The sequence below is a fragment of the Demequina aurantiaca genome (assembly GCF_050598105.1).
GTDB lineage: Bacteria > Actinomycetota > Actinomycetes > Actinomycetales > Demequinaceae > Demequina > Demequina aurantiaca_A.
Map to the genome: position 1 here is coordinate 997,282 of NZ_CP192436.1, position 15,819 is coordinate 1,013,100.

The window sequence follows — 15,819 nt, forward strand, 5'->3', positions numbered from 1 at the left end:
TACCACTTGGTAAGTATGGGTTCGACGAGAGCCTTTCGCGGCGTGCGCGGGGAAGCTGATCGGTGGCACGTGCCGCGTTCAGGGGGTCTCGACCATGGGACAAAAGTCCTGGCAACCGGGCCCAAACGCTCCATAGTCTTAAGGAGTTAGATCGTTTGGCACGGCGCGGATCCCCGACGTCGCTCGCGACAAATTGTTTCTAGGAGTATTGACATGAGTGCAGAAACCAGCAGTTCCACCGCGGTAGCACCGGTGATTCAGGGCCGCACCGGATGGGCGTTGCTTGGCGTCACCCGAATCCTGATCGGATTCACGTTCCTGTGGGCATTCCTCGATAAGGCTTTCGGGCTCGGGTTCGCCACATGCAGCGACCGCGAAACTGGCGCGATCACCGTCAACTGCGACGCCTCGTGGATCAACGGCGGGCGCATCACCGAGGGATACCTCGGATCGTCTTCCGGTCCGTTCGCAGAATTCTTCCAGACTCTTGGTGGGCAGGCGTGGACCGACTGGTTCTTCATGCTCGGACTGCTCGGAATTGGCCTGGCGCTGATGCTCGGCATCGGCACTCGCGTCGCCATGGTGGCCGGCCCGCTCATGCTCGTCATGATGTACGTCTCTCACGCATGGCCCGGTGCCGTACAGAACGCCAACAACCCGTTTGTCGATGAGCACATCATCTACAGCGTCGCCATCATCGCCATCGTGATTCTCGAGGCCCGCTACATCCAGAAGATTGGTTTCGGAGAGCCGTGGAAGCGTCTCCCGATCGTTCAGAAGAACCGCTGGCTCGTCTAGCCGCGATCTTCGGGCGGGGACCGGCGCGCTGCCAGCGCGTAGGTCCCCGCTTTTGCATTTCCTACCGGGCGGTAGGCAAACTAGGGTGGCCTCATGAGTGCTGACACAGCGAGGGCCACGCGCAAGGGCGACCAGACCCGCTCCCTGATCCTCCGCACTGCGATGGAGCAGTTCGGCGAACATGGCTACCGCGGTGCGTCTCTGCGGGACATCGCCGCCCGGTGCGGGATATCGCACCCGGGCCTGCTGTACCACTTCCCCAATAAGGAGGCGCTGCTGCTCGCGGTGTTGAGTCACCGCGACGAGGTGGATCGCGCGGAGCAGGCTAGCGCAGACGACATCGGCATCGACGTCCTGAGACGGCTGGTCCGCTCGGCGTCCGTCAATCAGGGGCGCCCCGGCATCGTCGAGGTGTTCGTTGTGGTGTCGGCGGAGTCGACGGCCGTGGACCACCCCGCGCACGAATTCTTCAAGGAGCGCTACGCGCGCCTGGTGCGCGAGGTCGCAGATGCCTACGGCGTCGCCCGAGACGCCGGGCAACTCGCCGAGGGCGTCGACCCCGCTCTTGCCGCGCAACAGATGATCGCCCTGATGGACGGGCTTCAGGTGCAGTGGCTGCTCGACAACGATTGCGTGGACATGCCGGCATCGCTGCGTGCGCATCTTCAGCGTCAGCTGACCGTGCCCCTCTGAGGGCCACGGTCGTCGGCGATCGGAGGCCTGCCAGTGGGGGAGCGAGGATGCTTTGGATGCAAGAATGGTGCACATGAATCGCGTAGCCTTTAGCCCCCTCAGAATCGCCTCCGTAGCACTCGTGAGCATGCTCGCGCTGGCGTTGGCCCCTGCCGCCAGCGCGCACACGTCGCTCATCAGCGAGGTGCCCACCGACGGCGAGGTAATGACGGAGCTCGCCGACGTGAGTCTGGTGTTCTCGGACGAGCTCCTGGACATCGGCAACTCGGTGACTCTCACCGACGCGGCGGGCACGACGGTTGACCTCGAGGTCGACCTGTCGGTGCCTAGCGAGCTGACCGCGCCGCTGCCTGCCGATCTTGCCGCCGGCGAGTATGTGATCGACTGGCGCGTGGTCGCGAGCGACGGACACCCCCTGGAGAATTCCGTGGCCTTCACGTATACGCCCGAGGGTGCGGCCAGCACCCCCAGCGCCTCCGCGAGCGAGGCCGCGCCCGCGGTGGCGTCTGAAACTCCCTCACCCGTGCCCAGCCTGATCTCGGAGCCCGTCGCCGAGGTGAGCGCTGTTCCCATCAGCGCCCCCGCTGAGGAAGGCTCGTCAAACTTGGTGTGGTGGATCGTCGGCATCGGCCTCGTGGTGGGCGCGGTCGTCGGATTCGTCATGTGGCGCACCGGAACCAAGAAGGCAGAAGGCTCAGACGCCCCCCAGCAGTGAACGGGCAACCCGGATTGGTGAGACTGACATGAGTATGAATTTGCGCCTCGGTACGCGAGCGTCAACGCTCGCGACCACCCAGTCCGGCATGGTCGCGGACGACATCGTGGCGCGCGCCGCCGTGCGTGGCGTCGAGGTCACCGTCGAGCTGGTCGAGATCTCGACCAAGGGAGACCGCACCCAGGGCTCGCTGGTAGGGCTCAGCGAGGTGGGTGTGTTCGTCAACGCCCTTCGGGACGCGCTCCTGAATGACGAGTGCGACCTGATCGTGCACTCGCTCAAGGACATGCCCGTAGGCGCGCACCCCGAGCTGGACCTGGTGGCGGTGACGGAACGCGAGGACGTGCGCGACGCGCTGTGCGGAGGAGGCCTCACCCTCGCGGAGTTGCCCGAGGGCGCACGAGTCGGCACCAGTTCGCCGCGTCGCGCCGCTCAGGTCAGGGCCCTGCGGCCCGACCTCGAGGTCGCGGACTTGCGGGGCAACGTCGACTCGCGCCTCGCGCGCGTCGGCAACGACTTTGACGCCGTCATCCTGGCTGCCGCCGGGCTGGCTCGGCTGGGACGCTCCGACGAGGTCTCCGAGTTCTTCACCACTACGCAGATGGTCCCGGCGCCGGGACAGGGAGCGTTGGGCGTGGAGATTCGCGCGGATGCGGCGGCTGAAATTGCCGAAGTGGTCGGCGCGGTCAACCATCCGCACACCCGTGCGGCGGTGACCGCCGAGCGCACCATGCTGGAGGTGCTCGAGGCTGGCTGCGCCACCCCGGTGGCGGCGCACGCGGTGGTCGTCGGCAATACGCTACGGCTCACCACTCGAGTCACTAACCTGACCGGCACCCTGGTGCTGAACGAGACGGACTCCGGGTCCGTCGCGGATGCCGGCTCCGTCGGCAGGAGCGCGGGTTGGGCGCTCATGGGTCGAGGAGCTGCGCGGTTGATGGGTCGGTCGTGACCGACCTCACCGCCGCAGTGCTTGCCGGGGCGCGGGTGCTGGTGCCCGTGACCGAGCGCCGACGCGTGCTCGCTGAGCGGCTGAGCGCCGCCGGGGTGCTGGTGGACGCGGTGGAGTTCATCGCGATCGCGCCGTCGTCCACGCCGGCGGACCTCGCGATCGCCACGGCCAAGTGGTGCTCCGGCCAGTACGATTGGATGGCAGTGACCAGCCGCAACGCCGTCGCCGCGATGGCCGAACTCGCGCGCACGGCGGGGACCTCTCTGGCCGAGCCGCAGCCGTCCGCGCGCGTCGCGACTGTGGGGGAGGCGACGCTGGGCGCCTGCTCAGAGGCGGGGCTCGACGTGACACTGGTGCCGTCTGGCAAATCCACGGCAAGTGGCATCGTGGCGGACATGCTGGAGGGCCCCGGGCGCGTACTCGCGCCGCTGGGGAACCTTGCCTCGCCGATGCTCACCCGCGGGCTCGAACGCAAGGGTTGGGTCGTGGATACGGTCGAGGCGTACCGGACCGTAGACGGTCCCGGAATGAGCGACGAGCTCGCCGCGGCCTTGGGCGCGGGGGACGTGGACGCCGTGGTGCTGACGTCCGGTTCCGTCGCGGAACGCTTCGCGGCCCAGTCCCCGGATGTCGCAACCCGCACGCGGATCGTCGCGATCGGTACATCCACCGCGCACGCCGCCGAGGCCGCGGGGTTACGCGTCGACGCGGTGGCAGGCGTACCGTCGTATGACGGAATTGTGGAGGCGCTCGTCGGGGTTCTAGCCCCAGCGAGCGACGGCAACCCAGGAACTTCAACGGAGGACTCATGACCGCGATCGGACCCCAGCGTCGACCCCGCAGGCTGCGCGCCTCCGCACCCTTGCGCCGGCTCGTGCGCGAGACTCGGCCCAGCGCTGCCGCGTTGGTACTGCCCATCTTTGTGCACGAGTCGGTGACGCAAACCCAGCCCATCGAGTCGATGCCGGGGGTGAGCCACCACACGCTCGACTCTCTCGCGAGCCTCGTCGACGAGGCCGCAGCGGCGGGCATCGGCGGGGTCATGCTGTTCGCGATCCCCTCGCAGCGGGACGCGACAGGCTCGGCGGCGGCGGACCCGGACGGGATCCTCAACCGTGCGATCGCGCGCGCGGTCGCGGCGGCGGACGGCCGGCTCGTCGTAATGGCCGACCTGTGCCTGGACGAGTTCACGGATCACGGCCACTGCGGGGTGCTGGACGAGCGCGGGGGCGTCGACAACGACGCGACGCTTGAGGCCTACGGCGAAATGGCGCTGGCTCAGGCCCGTGCGGGCGCGCACGTGCTCGGACTCAGCGGAATGATGGACGGTCAGGTGGCGCACGTGCGCGCGGTCCTGGACGTCGCGGGCTACATGGACACGTCGCTGCTGGCGTACGCGGCCAAGTACGCGTCCGCCTTCTACGGCCCCTTCCGGGACGCGGTACAGAGCGACCTGCAGGGCGACCGCAAGACCTATCAGATGGACCCCGCGAACGGCCGCGAGGGCCTGCTCGAGGCGGAGATCGACGAGGCCGAGGGCGCGGACATCGTGATGGTCAAACCCGCACTGCCGTATTTGGACGTGGTGGCCGAGGTCGCCGCGGCGTCGCGAGTGCCGGTCGCCGCGTATCACGTCTCTGGGGAGTACTCCCAGATCGAGGCGGCAGCGCAGCGCGGCTGGCTCGACCGCCGCGCGGCCCACCTTGAGGCCCTGACCTCCATGATTCGCGCGGGCTCCGACATCGTCGTGACCTACGCCGCGCTCGACCTTGCCGCCTGGCTCTCCGAAAACTAAGGACATCTCATGACAGACGCATCGACCGGCTTCGACGCCGACGCCTTCGTACTCCGCTCCGAGGCGGTGACCCCCGGCGGCGTCAACTCGCCCGTGCGCGCCTGGAACGGCGTGGGCGGTCACCCCGTCCCGCTGGCCTCGGCCAAGGGCGCCTACGTGACGGACGCCGCGGGGCGCACCTACGTCGACATGGTGTGCTCCTGGGGAGCCGCGATCGTGGGGCACGCGCACCCGCTCGTGGTGGAGGCCGTCCAGCGTGCCGCCGAGCGCGGCCTCAGCTTTGGGGCGTCGACCGAGGCGGAGATCTCCCTCGCCGAGGAGATCCGCGCGCGCTACTCGCCCGCGCAGCGCGTGCGCCTGGTCAGCACCGGCACCGAGGCCACCATGACCGCTGTTCGCCTCGCACGCGGGGCCACGGGTCGCGACCTCGTCGTGAAGTTCGCGGGCTGCTACCACGGGCACTCCGACGGGCTGCTGGTCGCGGCGGGCTCCGGCCTCGCCACCTCCGGCGTGCCGGACAGCGGCGGCGTCACGGCCGCGATCGCCGCCCAGACCATCGTGCTCCCGTACGGGGACGATGCCGCGCTCACCGACGCCTTCGCCGAACACGGCGCGCGCATCGCCGCGGTCATCACCGAGGCTGCGCCGTCCAACATGGGCGTCATCGAGCCCCCGCTCGGTTTCCACGAACTCATCGCGTCGCTGTGCCGCAACGAGGGTGCCGTGTTCATCCTCGACGAGGTGCTCACCGGCTTCCGCGCCGGCCCCGCCGGCTACTGGGGAGTGGAGCGAGATGCCGCCATCGCCCGGGGCGTCGAGCCCTGGGTCCCTGACCTGGTCACGTTCGGCAAGGTCATCGGCGGTGGGCTGCCCGTCGCCGCATTGGCCGGCCGCGCGGACCTGATGGAGCAGCTCGCTCCGCTGGGCAACGTTTATCAGGCGGGCACGCTGTCCGGAAACCCGGTCGCCGTTGCGGCCGGCCGCGCGACCATGTCCCTGCTCGACGACGGCCTGTACCGCAATCTTGCCGAGCTCTCCGATCAGATGGTCGATCGTGTTTCGGGCGCGCTCACTGACGCCGGGGTGTCTCACGCAGTGGGTCGCGCCGGCACCCTCGCGTCGTTCTTCCTGGGTCTCGACGCCACCCCCCGAGACTTCGACGAGGTCTCCAGGCAGGACACCGCCGGGTACGCCACGCTGTTCCACTCGATGCGCGATAGCGGCATCTACCTGCCGCCTTCGGCCTTCGAGGCCTGGTTCCTGTCCGCGGCACACACTCCCGTGGACATCGACCGCGTGGGTGACGCGGTGGGCGCCTGGGCGGCTGCCAACCGGTAGCCTCCGGCGCCACCCCGCGCCATCGGTCTCACAGCCGACCCCCGGCACGCGTGAGAGAGAAGTTTCCCGCCCTTCACATGCGGAGGGCGCTCCCGTAACACCGCCTCCGTAGATTCCCTTGTGTCAGACGCTGACGTTGACGTTGCTCAGACGTCAACGCAGTCGATCCAGGGGACGGGAATCATGGCAATCAACGACACCACCGCGACACGCCAGGTAGAGCCGGGTGTGATTGGTAAGGGCCGCTGGATCGAACGCTGGGATCCGGAGAACGACCTGTTCTGGGAGGCCAAGGGTAAGGCGATTGCCTACCGCAACCTCTGCTACTCGATAGTCGCGGAGCACATCGGTTTCTCCGTCTGGCTGCTGTGGAGCATCGTCGTCGTGAAGATGTACGGCACCTTCGCGGACGATGGCACCCTCACCGCAGCGGGGACGGGCGGCTGGGCGCTGACGGCTGGCGAGGGGCTCACCCTGCTAGCCGTGGCATCGGGCGTCGGCGCCGTGATGCGCGTCCCGTATACCTTCGCGGTGCCCATTTTTGGTGGCCGCAACTGGACGGCGATCTCCGCGCTGCTGCTGCTGATCCCCACCCTGGGCATGGCGTGGGTGCTCGGCAAGCCGGACACGTCGTTCAGCGTGCTGCTCGTGATCGCCGCCACGGCGGGACTCGGCGGCGGTAACTTCGCCTCCTCCATGGCGAACATTTCCTTCTTCTACCCGGACAAGGCCAAGGGTTGGGCGCTGGGGCTCAACGCCGCGGGTGGAAACATCGGCGTCGCCGTCGCGCAGAAGATCGTGCCGCTGGTCATCGGCATCAGCGCGATCGGCCTGCCCGCCGCGGGCCTGATCTACGCGCCGCTGGCCGTCGCTGCCGCCATCCTGTCGTTCATCTTCATGGACAACCTCCGGGAGGCAAAGGCGGACCCCAAGCCCACCGCGAGGGCGTTGACCCACGGCCACTCGTGGCTCATGGCGTTCCTCTACATCGGCACCTTTGGTTCCTTCATCGGCTACTCGGCGGCCTTCCCGACCCTGCTCAAGGTGGTCTTCGACCGCGGCGACATCGCGCTGTCCTGGGGTTTCCTGGGCGCGCTGATCGGGTCGCTTGCGCGCCCGTACGGCGGCAAGCTGGCCGACCGGTTCGGCGGCGCCATTATCACCGCCACGTCGTTCGTGGTGATGGGGATAGGCGGCTACGTCGCGGTGCTTGGCGTGCAGCAGGAGAACCTCTGGCTGTTCTTCCTCAGCTTCATCGTCCTGTTCGCCTTCACCGGCATCGGAAACGGCTCGACGTACCGGATGATCCCCTCCATCTTCAACCGGTTGCGCGATCAGGACGGGGACGGCACTGCGGAGTCCGCTCTCGAGTACAAGCGTCAGTCGGCCGGCGCGGTCGGCATCATCTCCGCGATCGGCGCCCTGGGAGGGTTCGCGATCCCCTTCATCTACATGTGGTCGCAACGGACCTTCGACGGCTCGATCGTGCCCGCCCTGCGCCTCTACATCGGGGTGTTCGCCCTGATGGCGGTCCTGACCTGGGTGTTCTACCTGCGTCGCGGCGCACGGATGCAGAACGTCTAGCTGATGGAGGACCCCACGGTCGCGACGGCCGCCCCGGCGCCAGGTGCGGGCCACGCCGTCGCGAGCCACTGCCCGTACTGCGCGCTGCAGTGCGCCCAGACCCTGACACCAACCCCCGGCGGCGCGCTCCCGCTGGAGGTCAGGGGCCGCGACTTTCCCACCAATCGCGGCGGCTTGTGCCAGAAGGGCTGGACGTCCGCGGAGGTATTGAGCGCGAGCGACCGCGTCACGGAGCCGATGATTCGCACCGCCGATGGCGGCTTCCGCGCCGCTGGCTGGGACGAGGCGCTCGACCTTGTCAGTTCGCGGCTGCGCGACATCCAGGACCGTCACGGCAAGGACAAGGTGGCCGTGTTCGGTGGGGGAGGGCTGACCAACGAGAAGGCCTACGCGCTCGGGAAGTTTGCGCGCGTGGTGCTGCAGACCCCGTTCATCGACTACAACGGTAGGTTCTGCATGTCCTCCGCGGCGGCCGCCTCCAACCGGGCGTTCGGCATGGATCGCGGCCTGGGCTTCCCGCTGGCTGACCTCGGCGGTGCCGACGCCGTGCTGGTGCTTGGCTCCAACATGGGCGTGACGATGCCGCCCTTCGTCCAGCACCTGGCGGGATGCCGCGAGCGCGGCGGGCTGGTAGTGGTGGATCCACGCGAGAGCGTGACGGCACGCCTGGCCCGCGACGGGGCGGGAGTGCACCTGGCCGCAGTGCCGGGCAGCGACATGGTGGTGCTGCTCGCCCTGACCCACATCATCTTTGCCGAGGACCTCGCGGACCTGTACTACCTGAGGTCCCGCGTCCAGGGATGGGAGGCGGTCAAGCGCTCGGTGGCGCAGTGGTGGCCCGAGCGCGCGGAGGCGGTGTGCGGGATACCCGCGGACGAGCTCCGGCGCGTGGCGCGGCTGCTTGCGGCGGCGTCCCCCGTTCACGGCGGCAATGGCGCGTACGTGCTGACGGGTCGCGGAATCGAACAGATGTCCCAGGGCACCGCGTGCGTCACCGCGGCGATCAACCTCTCGCTTGCCTTGGGGCTGGTGGGCGTTGTCGGCTCCGGCTTTGGCCCGGTCACGGGGCAGGGCAATGGTCAGGGGGGTCGCGAGCACGGGCAGAAGGCGGACCAGCTGCCGGGGTACCGGATGATCACCGATCCCGCGGCCCGCGACTACGTAGCGGGGGTGTGGGGCGTCCCAGCAAGTCACTTGCCTGGCCCGGGCATCCCTGCAGTGCCGATGCTGAAGGCGCTAGGCACCGACGCCGGCGCGAGGGCGCTCTTGGTCCACGGGTCAAACGTGGTGGTGTCCGCGCCCAACGCGAGCACGGTCATCGACGCGCTCGGCAGGCTCGACTTCCTGGTGGTGTGCGACATGGTTCCGTCCGAGACGGCCATGCTCGCGGATGTGATCCTTCCCGTCACGCAGTGGGCGGAGGAGGAGGGCACCATGACCAACCTGGAGGGCCGCGTCATCCGTCGCCGCAAGGCAGTTGACGCGCCCGGCGGGGTGCGCTCGGAGCTGTGGATTCTGCGCGAGCTTGCCGCACGCTTGGGATACGCCACGGGCTTCTCAGCGGACGCCCAGGAGACGTTCGCGGAGCTCGCGCTCGCGTCCAAGGGCGGCACCGCGGACTACAGCGGCATCACCTACGCGCTGCTGGACGGCGATGACAACGACGGCGACGACAACGGCGGCGCGGGCGTGCACTGGCCGTGCCCGGCGACGGCCTCCGGGACACCAGCGCGGGGCACGCCGCGCGTGTTCCTGGACCGGTTCAACACTCCGGACGGCCGCGCACGCATGGTCGTGGTGGACCACCACCCTCCGGCCGACGACCTTCGCGCGGACGCCCCCACCTACCTCGTCACCGGGCGCGTGCTGCAGCACTACCAGTCCGGGGCCCAGACCCGCAGGGTCGACGAGCTCGTCGCCGCCCAGCCGGAGCCCTTCGTGGAGGTCCACCCGCTGCTGGCGGAGCGCAGGGGATTGACTGCTGGCGACTTCGCGGCCCTGACCACCGCCCGCGGACGCGCGGTGGCCCGAGTCCGCGTCACCGAGGACATACGCCCCGACACGGTCTTCATGCCGTTCCACTGGGCGGGCGAGGGCAGCGCAAACCTCCTCACCAACGACGTGACCGACCCCATCTCTGGCATGCCGGAGTTCAAGGTCACCGCGGTGGCCGTGGCCCCCGCCAGTGCGCCCCACCCGGTGGTCTCCTCATGAGGGTGCTCCTGGTGGGTCACGGCATGGTGGGATCGCGTTTCGCGGGCGACCTCGTGGCGCGCAGGCCCGATGCGCGGGTCACGGTGCTGGGTAAGGAGGACGCGGCGCCCTACAACCGAGTGTTGCTGTCGAGCGTGGTGGCGGGAAAGTCCGCCGCCTCGATGCTGTCGCTGCCCGTCGAGCCACACCCGCACGTCGAGGTGCTGCGGGCCGTCAGCGCGGTGTCCGTCGACAGGGGTAAGCGTTTAGTGACGGACAGCACCGGCGCGCTGCACTCCTACGACAGGCTGGTGTTCGCCACCGGCTCCGCCGCTCGAATCCCCAACATCCACGGCATCGCCACGGACAGGGGCCTGGTGCCCGGGGTCTCGGTGCTCAAGGATCTGGCCGATGCGGAGCGCATCGTCGCGCAGATCCCGCGTGCCCGCCGCGCGGTTGTCCTGGGTGCGGGGGTGCTCGGGCTCGAGGTAGCGACCGGCCTGGCGGCCCGGGGGCTCTCGGTCACCCTGGTTCACCACCACGGCCGCCTCATGGAACGCCAGCTGGGCGACGCCGCGTCAAAGGTTGCCGAGGGATCCCTGAGTCGCCTCGGCGTGAGTGTCGTGACCGACGCCTCGGTGTCGCGCATCACCGAGCGGCGCGGGGTGCTGAGCGCGGTCGAGCTCGACAACGGCACCCAGCTGCTGTCGGACATGCTCGTCATGTGCGCGGGCACCATCACCGAGTCGGCGCTCGCGCGCAACGCTGGGCTGGCTTGCGAGCGCGGAATCATGGTGGGGGACGACCTCGCGACCCTCGCCGACCCGCGCGTCTTCGCTATCGGCGACTGCGCGCAGCCCCCCGCGGGTGGCACCGGTCTGGTCGCGCAGGGCTGGGAGCAGGCGGCCCGCCTCGTCGAATACTGGTCGGCTGAAGTCGGCGCCGCATCGATACCCGCCGCGCGGCCCTCACGCGCGGAGACTGACGAGATTGACGCGGACCTGACCAACGTGGTGCGGGTGAAGGCCCCGGGTCTGGACGTCGTCACGATGGGCCTGTCGGGAAAATTCGACCACGGCGAGCGCGAGCTGCGCGCGGTGCGCATGAGCGACCCCGCCATCGGCCGCTTCGTGGAAGTGGTGGTGTCGCACGGGCTGCTCGTGGGCGCGACGGTGGTGGGAGACAAGGCGGCGGCCGCGGAGCTCAGCGCGATGTACACCCGCATGATCCCCGTGCCGAGCGACCCCGCCCACCTGATCATTCGCCCGCTGGCCGGCGCCGTCGCCTCGGCCGCCGTGGCGGTGAAGGACATGACAGACGACCACCCGGTGTGTCAGTGCAACTCGGTGACCAGGGGCGCGATTGCCGCCTCCGTGCGCGCGGGTTGCGTCACCACGGAGGACGTCGCCAAGGCCACGCGAGCCTCGACCGGGTGCGGGGACTGCCGCGCGCTGGTCGGGGAAATCGTGGACCACTGCGCATCGACAGAGACAACCAAGATCCCCGCACTCGCGGGGCGGACGAAGGGCTAACCCATGAGCGCAACATCTGATCTCGGCACGACGCAGCGGATTGTCGTGGTGGGCGGCGGCATGGTCGCGCATCGCTTCACGGAGGCGATGCGGGCGCGCGACGAGGCCGGAACCTACGCGGTCACGGTGCTCGCGGAGGAGCCCCGCCGCCCGTACGACAGGGTCGCGCTGACCAGCTACTTCACGGGGCGCCACCCCGAGGACCTCGAGCTCGGCGATCGCGGCCTGTGGGAGGACCCGCTCGTCACGCTGCGCCGCGACGCGCGCGTCACCGAGATCGACCGCGAAGCCAAGACCGTGACGGACAAGGACGGCCAGACGTACGGCTACGACCACCTGGTCATGGCGACGGGGTCCTACGCCTGGGCGCCTCCGCTCGAGGGCGCGGGCCTGCCCGGAGTCTTTGTCTACCGGACCATTGACGACGTCGCCGCGCTGCGGATCTACGTCGAGCAGCGCGCCAAGGAGGAGGGCCGCCCCGTGCGCGGCGCCGTCATCGGCGGCGGGCTGCTGGGACTCGAGGCCGCCGGCGCCCTCCAGGAGCTCGGCGCCACCAGCACCGTCATCCAGTCCGGCGATCGGCTCATGAACCTGCAGGTGGACCCCGGCGGCGGAGCGGCGCTGCGCCGCCTCGTGGAGAACCTGGGCGTCAAAGTCATGGTCAACACCGCGACCAAGGCAATCAAGGCGAACAAGACGGGCCGCGTGGGACGCCTGCTGTTCGCCGACGGAGCGGAACAGTTGGTCGACGTGGTGGTCTTCGCGACCGGAGTGCGCCCGCGCGACGAACTCGGTCAGCAGGCGGGACTCGAGATGGGCGCTCGCGGAGGCATCGTCGTCGACGACACGTGCCTCACCGCAGACCCCTCCATCAGCGCGATCGGCGAGGTGGCGTGCATCCAGGGGGCCTGCATCGGCCTCATCGCGCCTGGTAACACCATGGCGGAGATCGCCGTCGACCGGCTCCTGGGAGGGGCGTCGCAGTACCCGGGGGCGGACACCGCCGCGAAGCTGAAACTGCTCGGGGTGGACGTCGCTTCATTCGGCGACGCCCACGCCACCACGCCGGGCGCGCTCGAACTGGTCTACGCGGACCCCGTCGCCGGCGTCTACAAGAAGCTGGTTCTCACGGACGATGCGCGCACGCTGCTGGGCGGAGTGCTGGTGGGCGACGCCTCGGCCTACTCGTCGCTGCGCCCCATGGTGGGCAGCGAGCTGGGCGGCGACCCGGCCGGCTGGCTGCTGCCCGAGGGCGCGATCGAGCGTCCCAACGTTGACCTGCCTGACGCCGCCAACGTCTGCTCGTGCAACAACGTCACCGCCGGGACGGTGCGCGCCGCGGTCACGGAGCACGCATGCACCGACATCGCGTCCGTCAAGGCCTGCACCAAGGCTGGGACGTCGTGCGGCTCGTGCCTGCCGCTCGTGAAGAAGCTCGTCGGCGCCGAACTCGAGAAGTCCGGCATCGAGATCTCCAACGCGCTGTGCGAACACTTCGAGTTCTCGCGGGCGCAACTCTTCGACGCGATTCAGGTCAGCGACCTGCGCACCTTCTCCGCGATCATCGACCGGTTCGGCACGGGGCGCGGCTGCGACGTCTGCAAGCCCACCGTCGCATCGGTCTTGTCCTCGCTTCACAACGAACACGTGCTGTCGCAGGATCGGGCGGCGCTGCAGGACACCAACGACCGCGTCATGGCCAACATGCAGAAGGACGGCACCTACTCCGTGGTGCCGCGGGTGCCTGGCGGCGAGATCCTGCCCGAGCACCTCATCCTGATCGGCCAGATCGCCAAGGACTACGACCTGTACACCAAGATCACCGGCGGCCAGCGGATCGACATGTTCGGCGCCCGCCTCGAGCAGCTGCCGCAGATCTGGCGCCGCCTGGTGGACGCTGGCATGGAGTCGGGGCAGGCCTACGGAAAGTCGCTGCGCACCGTGAAGTCCTGCGTGGGATCATCGTGGTGCCGCTACGGGGTCCAAGACTCCACGACCATGGCCATCGCGCTGGAGCTGCGGTATCGCGGGCTGCGCAGCCCCCACAAGTTCAAGATGGGCGTCTCGGGATGCGCCCGGGAGTGCGCGGAGGCTCGCGGCAAGGACATCGGCGTGATCGCCACCGACAACGGGTGGAACCTCTACGTGGGCGGCAACGGCGGCTTCACGCCGGTGCACGCGCAGCTGCTCGCCGAGGACATCGACGATGCGACCGTGTTCAAGCTGATCGACCGGTACGTGATGCTCTACATCAGGACCGCCGACCGGCTGCAGCGCACCGCGCCGTGGCAGCAGGAGTACGAGGGCGGGCTCGACGCGATTCGCGCGGTGATCGTCGACGACTCCCTGGGAATCTGCGCCGACCTGGACGCGCACATGGACCGCCACGTCGACACCTACGAGGACGAGTGGAAGGCCGTGCTCGGGGACCCCGAGCGGCTGCAGCAGTTCAGCTCCTTCATCAACGCGCCCGACCAGCCCGACTCCACGCTCGCGTACGTGCCCGAGCGCGGCCAGCGCCGCCCCGCCACTGCCGAGGAGCGCAGGTCCTCGCCCGTGCTCATCGCACCGACCACACTGGAGGTTCGCTCATGACTAGTCCTACTCGGACGGCCGAGGTCAGCGCCCTCACGCCCGCGGCAGCCGCGGTGCACGTCTGCGCTGTCAGCCAGCTGACCCCCGAACTCGGCGTGGCCGCGCTGGTGGGCGACGCGCAGGTGGCGCTGTTCCTGCTGGACGACGGCTCGCTGTACGCCGTTCAAAACCTCGACCCCTTCTCCGGCGCCTCGGTGATGTCGCGCGGCATCACCGGCTCGAGGGGGTCGATCCCCACGATCGCCTCTCCCATCTACAAGCAGGTGTATTCGCTGCTGACGGGGGAGTGCCTCGCCACCATGGACAAGGAGCCCAAGCCGGGCAACGAGGCCAACTTGGCTACTTACGCCGTCACCCAGGACAATGGCCAGGTGTACATCAACCTGGCAGGTGGCGAGTGACCTCACTCTTTGGACTCGATTTGCGCGGCAAGCGTGTCGTGGTGGCGGGCGGAGGCAAGGTCGCCACCCGTCGCCTGCGGCGCTTCCTGTCGGAGGGCGCGGACGTGGTGGTCATCGCGCCCGAGGTGTCCGAGGACATCGAGAGGCTGGCCAGCCACCACGACCTCGAATGGCGACGCCGCGAGGTGGAGGAGGCTGACCTCGACGGCGCCTGGTTCGCGCTGCTCGCGACCAATGACGCGGACGTCAACGCCCGCCTCGCGGCCCGTGCCGCAGAGCTGCGCGTCTGGTGCATCAACGCGTCCGATGCGTCGCTGGGCTCAGCCCGCGCGGCGGCGACGTCAGTGCACGGAGACCTGGGCATCGGCGTCATATCGCTGGAGTCGCCTGACCCCGCGCGGGTGCGCGCCGTCCGGGACGCGATCGCGGCCGTGGTCGACGGCGGCGAGGTCGACCTCCGGCGACGACGCCCCGGCACTGGGCGCGTCATCCTCGTCGGCTCCGGGCCGGGGGATGCGGGCCTGCTCACCATTCGCGGTCGCCAGGCGCTGTCCGAGGCGGACGTGGTGGTCTCCGACAGGCTCGGATCGACTGCGATTCTGTCGACGCTGCCGTACGGCGTCGAGGTGGTCAACGTGGGCAAGTCTCCCGACAACCACCCCGTGCCGCAGGCCGAGATCAACAAGCTGCTGGTGGAGCGCGCGCTGGAGGGCAAGACCGTGGTTCGCCTTAAGGGCGGCGACCCGTTTGTGTTTGGCCGCGGAGGCGAGGAGGTCAACGCCTGCCTGAGTGCGGGCGTGGAATACGAGGTGGTGCCAGGCATCACCTCGGCGCTGTCCGTGCCCGCGTCAGTCGGGATACCGGTGACCCAACGCGGGGTCGCCGCCTCGGTGCTGATCACCACTGGGCACGCGGGCGCCGAGCCCGCCGCGATTGCCGCCATGCTCGCCGGCGCGACGGTCCTGGTGCTGATGGGCGTGACGGCGCTGCCCGGTATTGCTTCCGCCGCGATAGCCGCGGGGGTGGACGCCACAACGCCGGTGGCGGTGATCGAGAGCGGGACGACCGTCCACGAGCGTGTCACGCGTGGCCCGCTAGAGGATATTGCCCGAATCGCGTCCGAAACGGGGGTGAAACCTCCAGCCGTTATCGTCATCGGAGAGGTGGCACGGCCAGGCTTACTGGCATCGCCCATTGCCGGTACCCCAACGTAGAGGAGCCCA

General features: G+C 69.2%; 13 protein-coding genes. All 13 read left to right on the forward strand.

Features of this window, described 5'->3' with window-relative positions; translation table 11 throughout:
* Positions 1–213: 213 nt before the first annotated feature.
* The 13 genes from ACQU6B_RS04430 to cobA all read left to right on the forward strand — a co-directional run bounded on the left by ACQU6B_RS04430 (position 214) and on the right by cobA (position 15,810).
* A complete protein-coding gene (locus ACQU6B_RS04430) occupies positions 214–798 on the forward strand; it encodes a hypothetical protein (protein WP_430868838.1) in 585 nt (194 codons plus the stop codon).
* 93 nt (positions 799–891) lie between these two features.
* Positions 892–1,491 carry a TetR/AcrR family transcriptional regulator gene (locus ACQU6B_RS04435; protein WP_430868839.1) on the forward strand — a complete coding sequence of 200 codons (600 nt, stop codon included), beginning with the start codon at positions 892–894 and terminating at the stop codon, positions 1,489–1,491.
* Between the two features lie 73 nt (positions 1,492–1,564).
* Entirely contained in the window at positions 1,565–2,206 is a 642-nt protein-coding gene (locus ACQU6B_RS04440) for a copper resistance CopC family protein (protein ID WP_430868840.1), read from the forward strand.
* 28 nt (positions 2,207–2,234) lie between these two features.
* Positions 2,235–3,158: a hydroxymethylbilane synthase gene (gene hemC / locus ACQU6B_RS04445; RefSeq protein ID WP_430868841.1), complete on the forward strand. Its 924-nt coding sequence runs from the start codon at positions 2,235–2,237 to the stop codon at positions 3,156–3,158.
* Positions 3,155–3,970: a uroporphyrinogen-III synthase gene (locus tag ACQU6B_RS04450; protein WP_430868842.1), complete on the forward strand. Its 816-nt coding sequence runs from the start codon at positions 3,155–3,157 to the stop codon at positions 3,968–3,970. Before hemC ends, ACQU6B_RS04450 begins: the two co-directional genes overlap by 4 nt.
* Positions 3,967–4,953, forward strand: coding sequence for a porphobilinogen synthase (gene hemB, locus ACQU6B_RS04455; RefSeq protein ID WP_430868843.1), 987 nt, complete (start codon positions 3,967–3,969; stop codon positions 4,951–4,953). The genes ACQU6B_RS04450 and hemB overlap by 4 nt, the downstream gene beginning before the upstream one ends.
* A gap of 9 nt (positions 4,954–4,962) precedes the next feature.
* Complete coding sequence (gene hemL, locus ACQU6B_RS04460; RefSeq protein WP_430868844.1) at positions 4,963–6,291, forward strand: glutamate-1-semialdehyde 2,1-aminomutase; 1,329 nt, start codon at positions 4,963–4,965, stop codon at positions 6,289–6,291.
* A gap of 120 nt (positions 6,292–6,411) precedes the next feature.
* A complete protein-coding gene (locus ACQU6B_RS04465; RefSeq protein ID WP_430868845.1) occupies positions 6,412–7,875 on the forward strand; it encodes an MFS transporter in 1,464 nt (487 codons plus the stop codon).
* A gap of 3 nt (positions 7,876–7,878) precedes the next feature.
* Entirely contained in the window at positions 7,879–10,089 is a 2,211-nt protein-coding gene (locus ACQU6B_RS04470) for a molybdopterin oxidoreductase family protein (protein ID WP_430868846.1), read from the forward strand.
* On the forward strand, positions 10,086–11,600 hold the full coding sequence (locus tag ACQU6B_RS04475) for an FAD-dependent oxidoreductase (RefSeq protein WP_430868847.1): 1,515 nt from the start codon (positions 10,086–10,088) through the stop codon (positions 11,598–11,600). The genes ACQU6B_RS04470 and ACQU6B_RS04475 overlap by 4 nt, the downstream gene beginning before the upstream one ends.
* Positions 11,601–11,603: 3 nt before the next feature.
* A complete protein-coding gene (gene nirB, locus ACQU6B_RS04480) occupies positions 11,604–14,195 on the forward strand; it encodes a nitrite reductase large subunit NirB (protein ID WP_430868848.1) in 2,592 nt (863 codons plus the stop codon).
* The gene (gene nirD, locus ACQU6B_RS04485) at positions 14,192–14,596 is read left to right on the forward strand and encodes a nitrite reductase small subunit NirD (protein WP_430868849.1); all 405 of its coding nucleotides are present in this window, start codon (positions 14,192–14,194) and stop codon (positions 14,594–14,596) included. The genes nirB and nirD overlap by 4 nt, the downstream gene beginning before the upstream one ends.
* A complete protein-coding gene (gene cobA, locus ACQU6B_RS04490) occupies positions 14,593–15,810 on the forward strand; it encodes a uroporphyrinogen-III C-methyltransferase (protein WP_430868850.1) in 1,218 nt (405 codons plus the stop codon). Before nirD ends, cobA begins: the two co-directional genes overlap by 4 nt.
* The last annotated feature ends 9 nt before the right edge of the window (positions 15,811–15,819 follow it).

What these genes read in the sequence shown, in the direction of transcription:
- ACQU6B_RS04475 (WP_430868847.1), top strand. Translation starts at nt 10,086, where the DNA reads ATGAGGGTGCTCCTGGTGGGTCACGGCATGGTGGGATCGCGTTTCGCG.
- nirD (WP_430868849.1), top strand. Translation starts at nt 14,192, where the DNA reads ATGACTAGTCCTACTCGGACGGCCGAGGTCAGCGCCCTCACGCCCGCG.
- hemL (WP_430868844.1), top strand. Translation starts at nt 4,963, where the DNA reads ATGACAGACGCATCGACCGGCTTCGACGCCGACGCCTTCGTACTCCGC.
- nirB (WP_430868848.1), top strand. Translation starts at nt 11,604, where the DNA reads ATGAGCGCAACATCTGATCTCGGCACGACGCAGCGGATTGTCGTGGTG.
- ACQU6B_RS04435 (WP_430868839.1), top strand. Translation starts at nt 892, where the DNA reads ATGAGTGCTGACACAGCGAGGGCCACGCGCAAGGGCGACCAGACCCGC.
- ACQU6B_RS04470 (WP_430868846.1), top strand. Translation starts at nt 7,879, where the DNA reads ATGGAGGACCCCACGGTCGCGACGGCCGCCCCGGCGCCAGGTGCGGGC.
- ACQU6B_RS04430 (WP_430868838.1), top strand. Translation starts at nt 214, where the DNA reads ATGAGTGCAGAAACCAGCAGTTCCACCGCGGTAGCACCGGTGATTCAG.
- hemC (WP_430868841.1), top strand. Translation starts at nt 2,235, where the DNA reads ATGAGTATGAATTTGCGCCTCGGTACGCGAGCGTCAACGCTCGCGACC.
- ACQU6B_RS04440 (WP_430868840.1), top strand. Translation starts at nt 1,565, where the DNA reads ATGAATCGCGTAGCCTTTAGCCCCCTCAGAATCGCCTCCGTAGCACTC.
- hemB (WP_430868843.1), top strand. Translation starts at nt 3,967, where the DNA reads ATGACCGCGATCGGACCCCAGCGTCGACCCCGCAGGCTGCGCGCCTCC.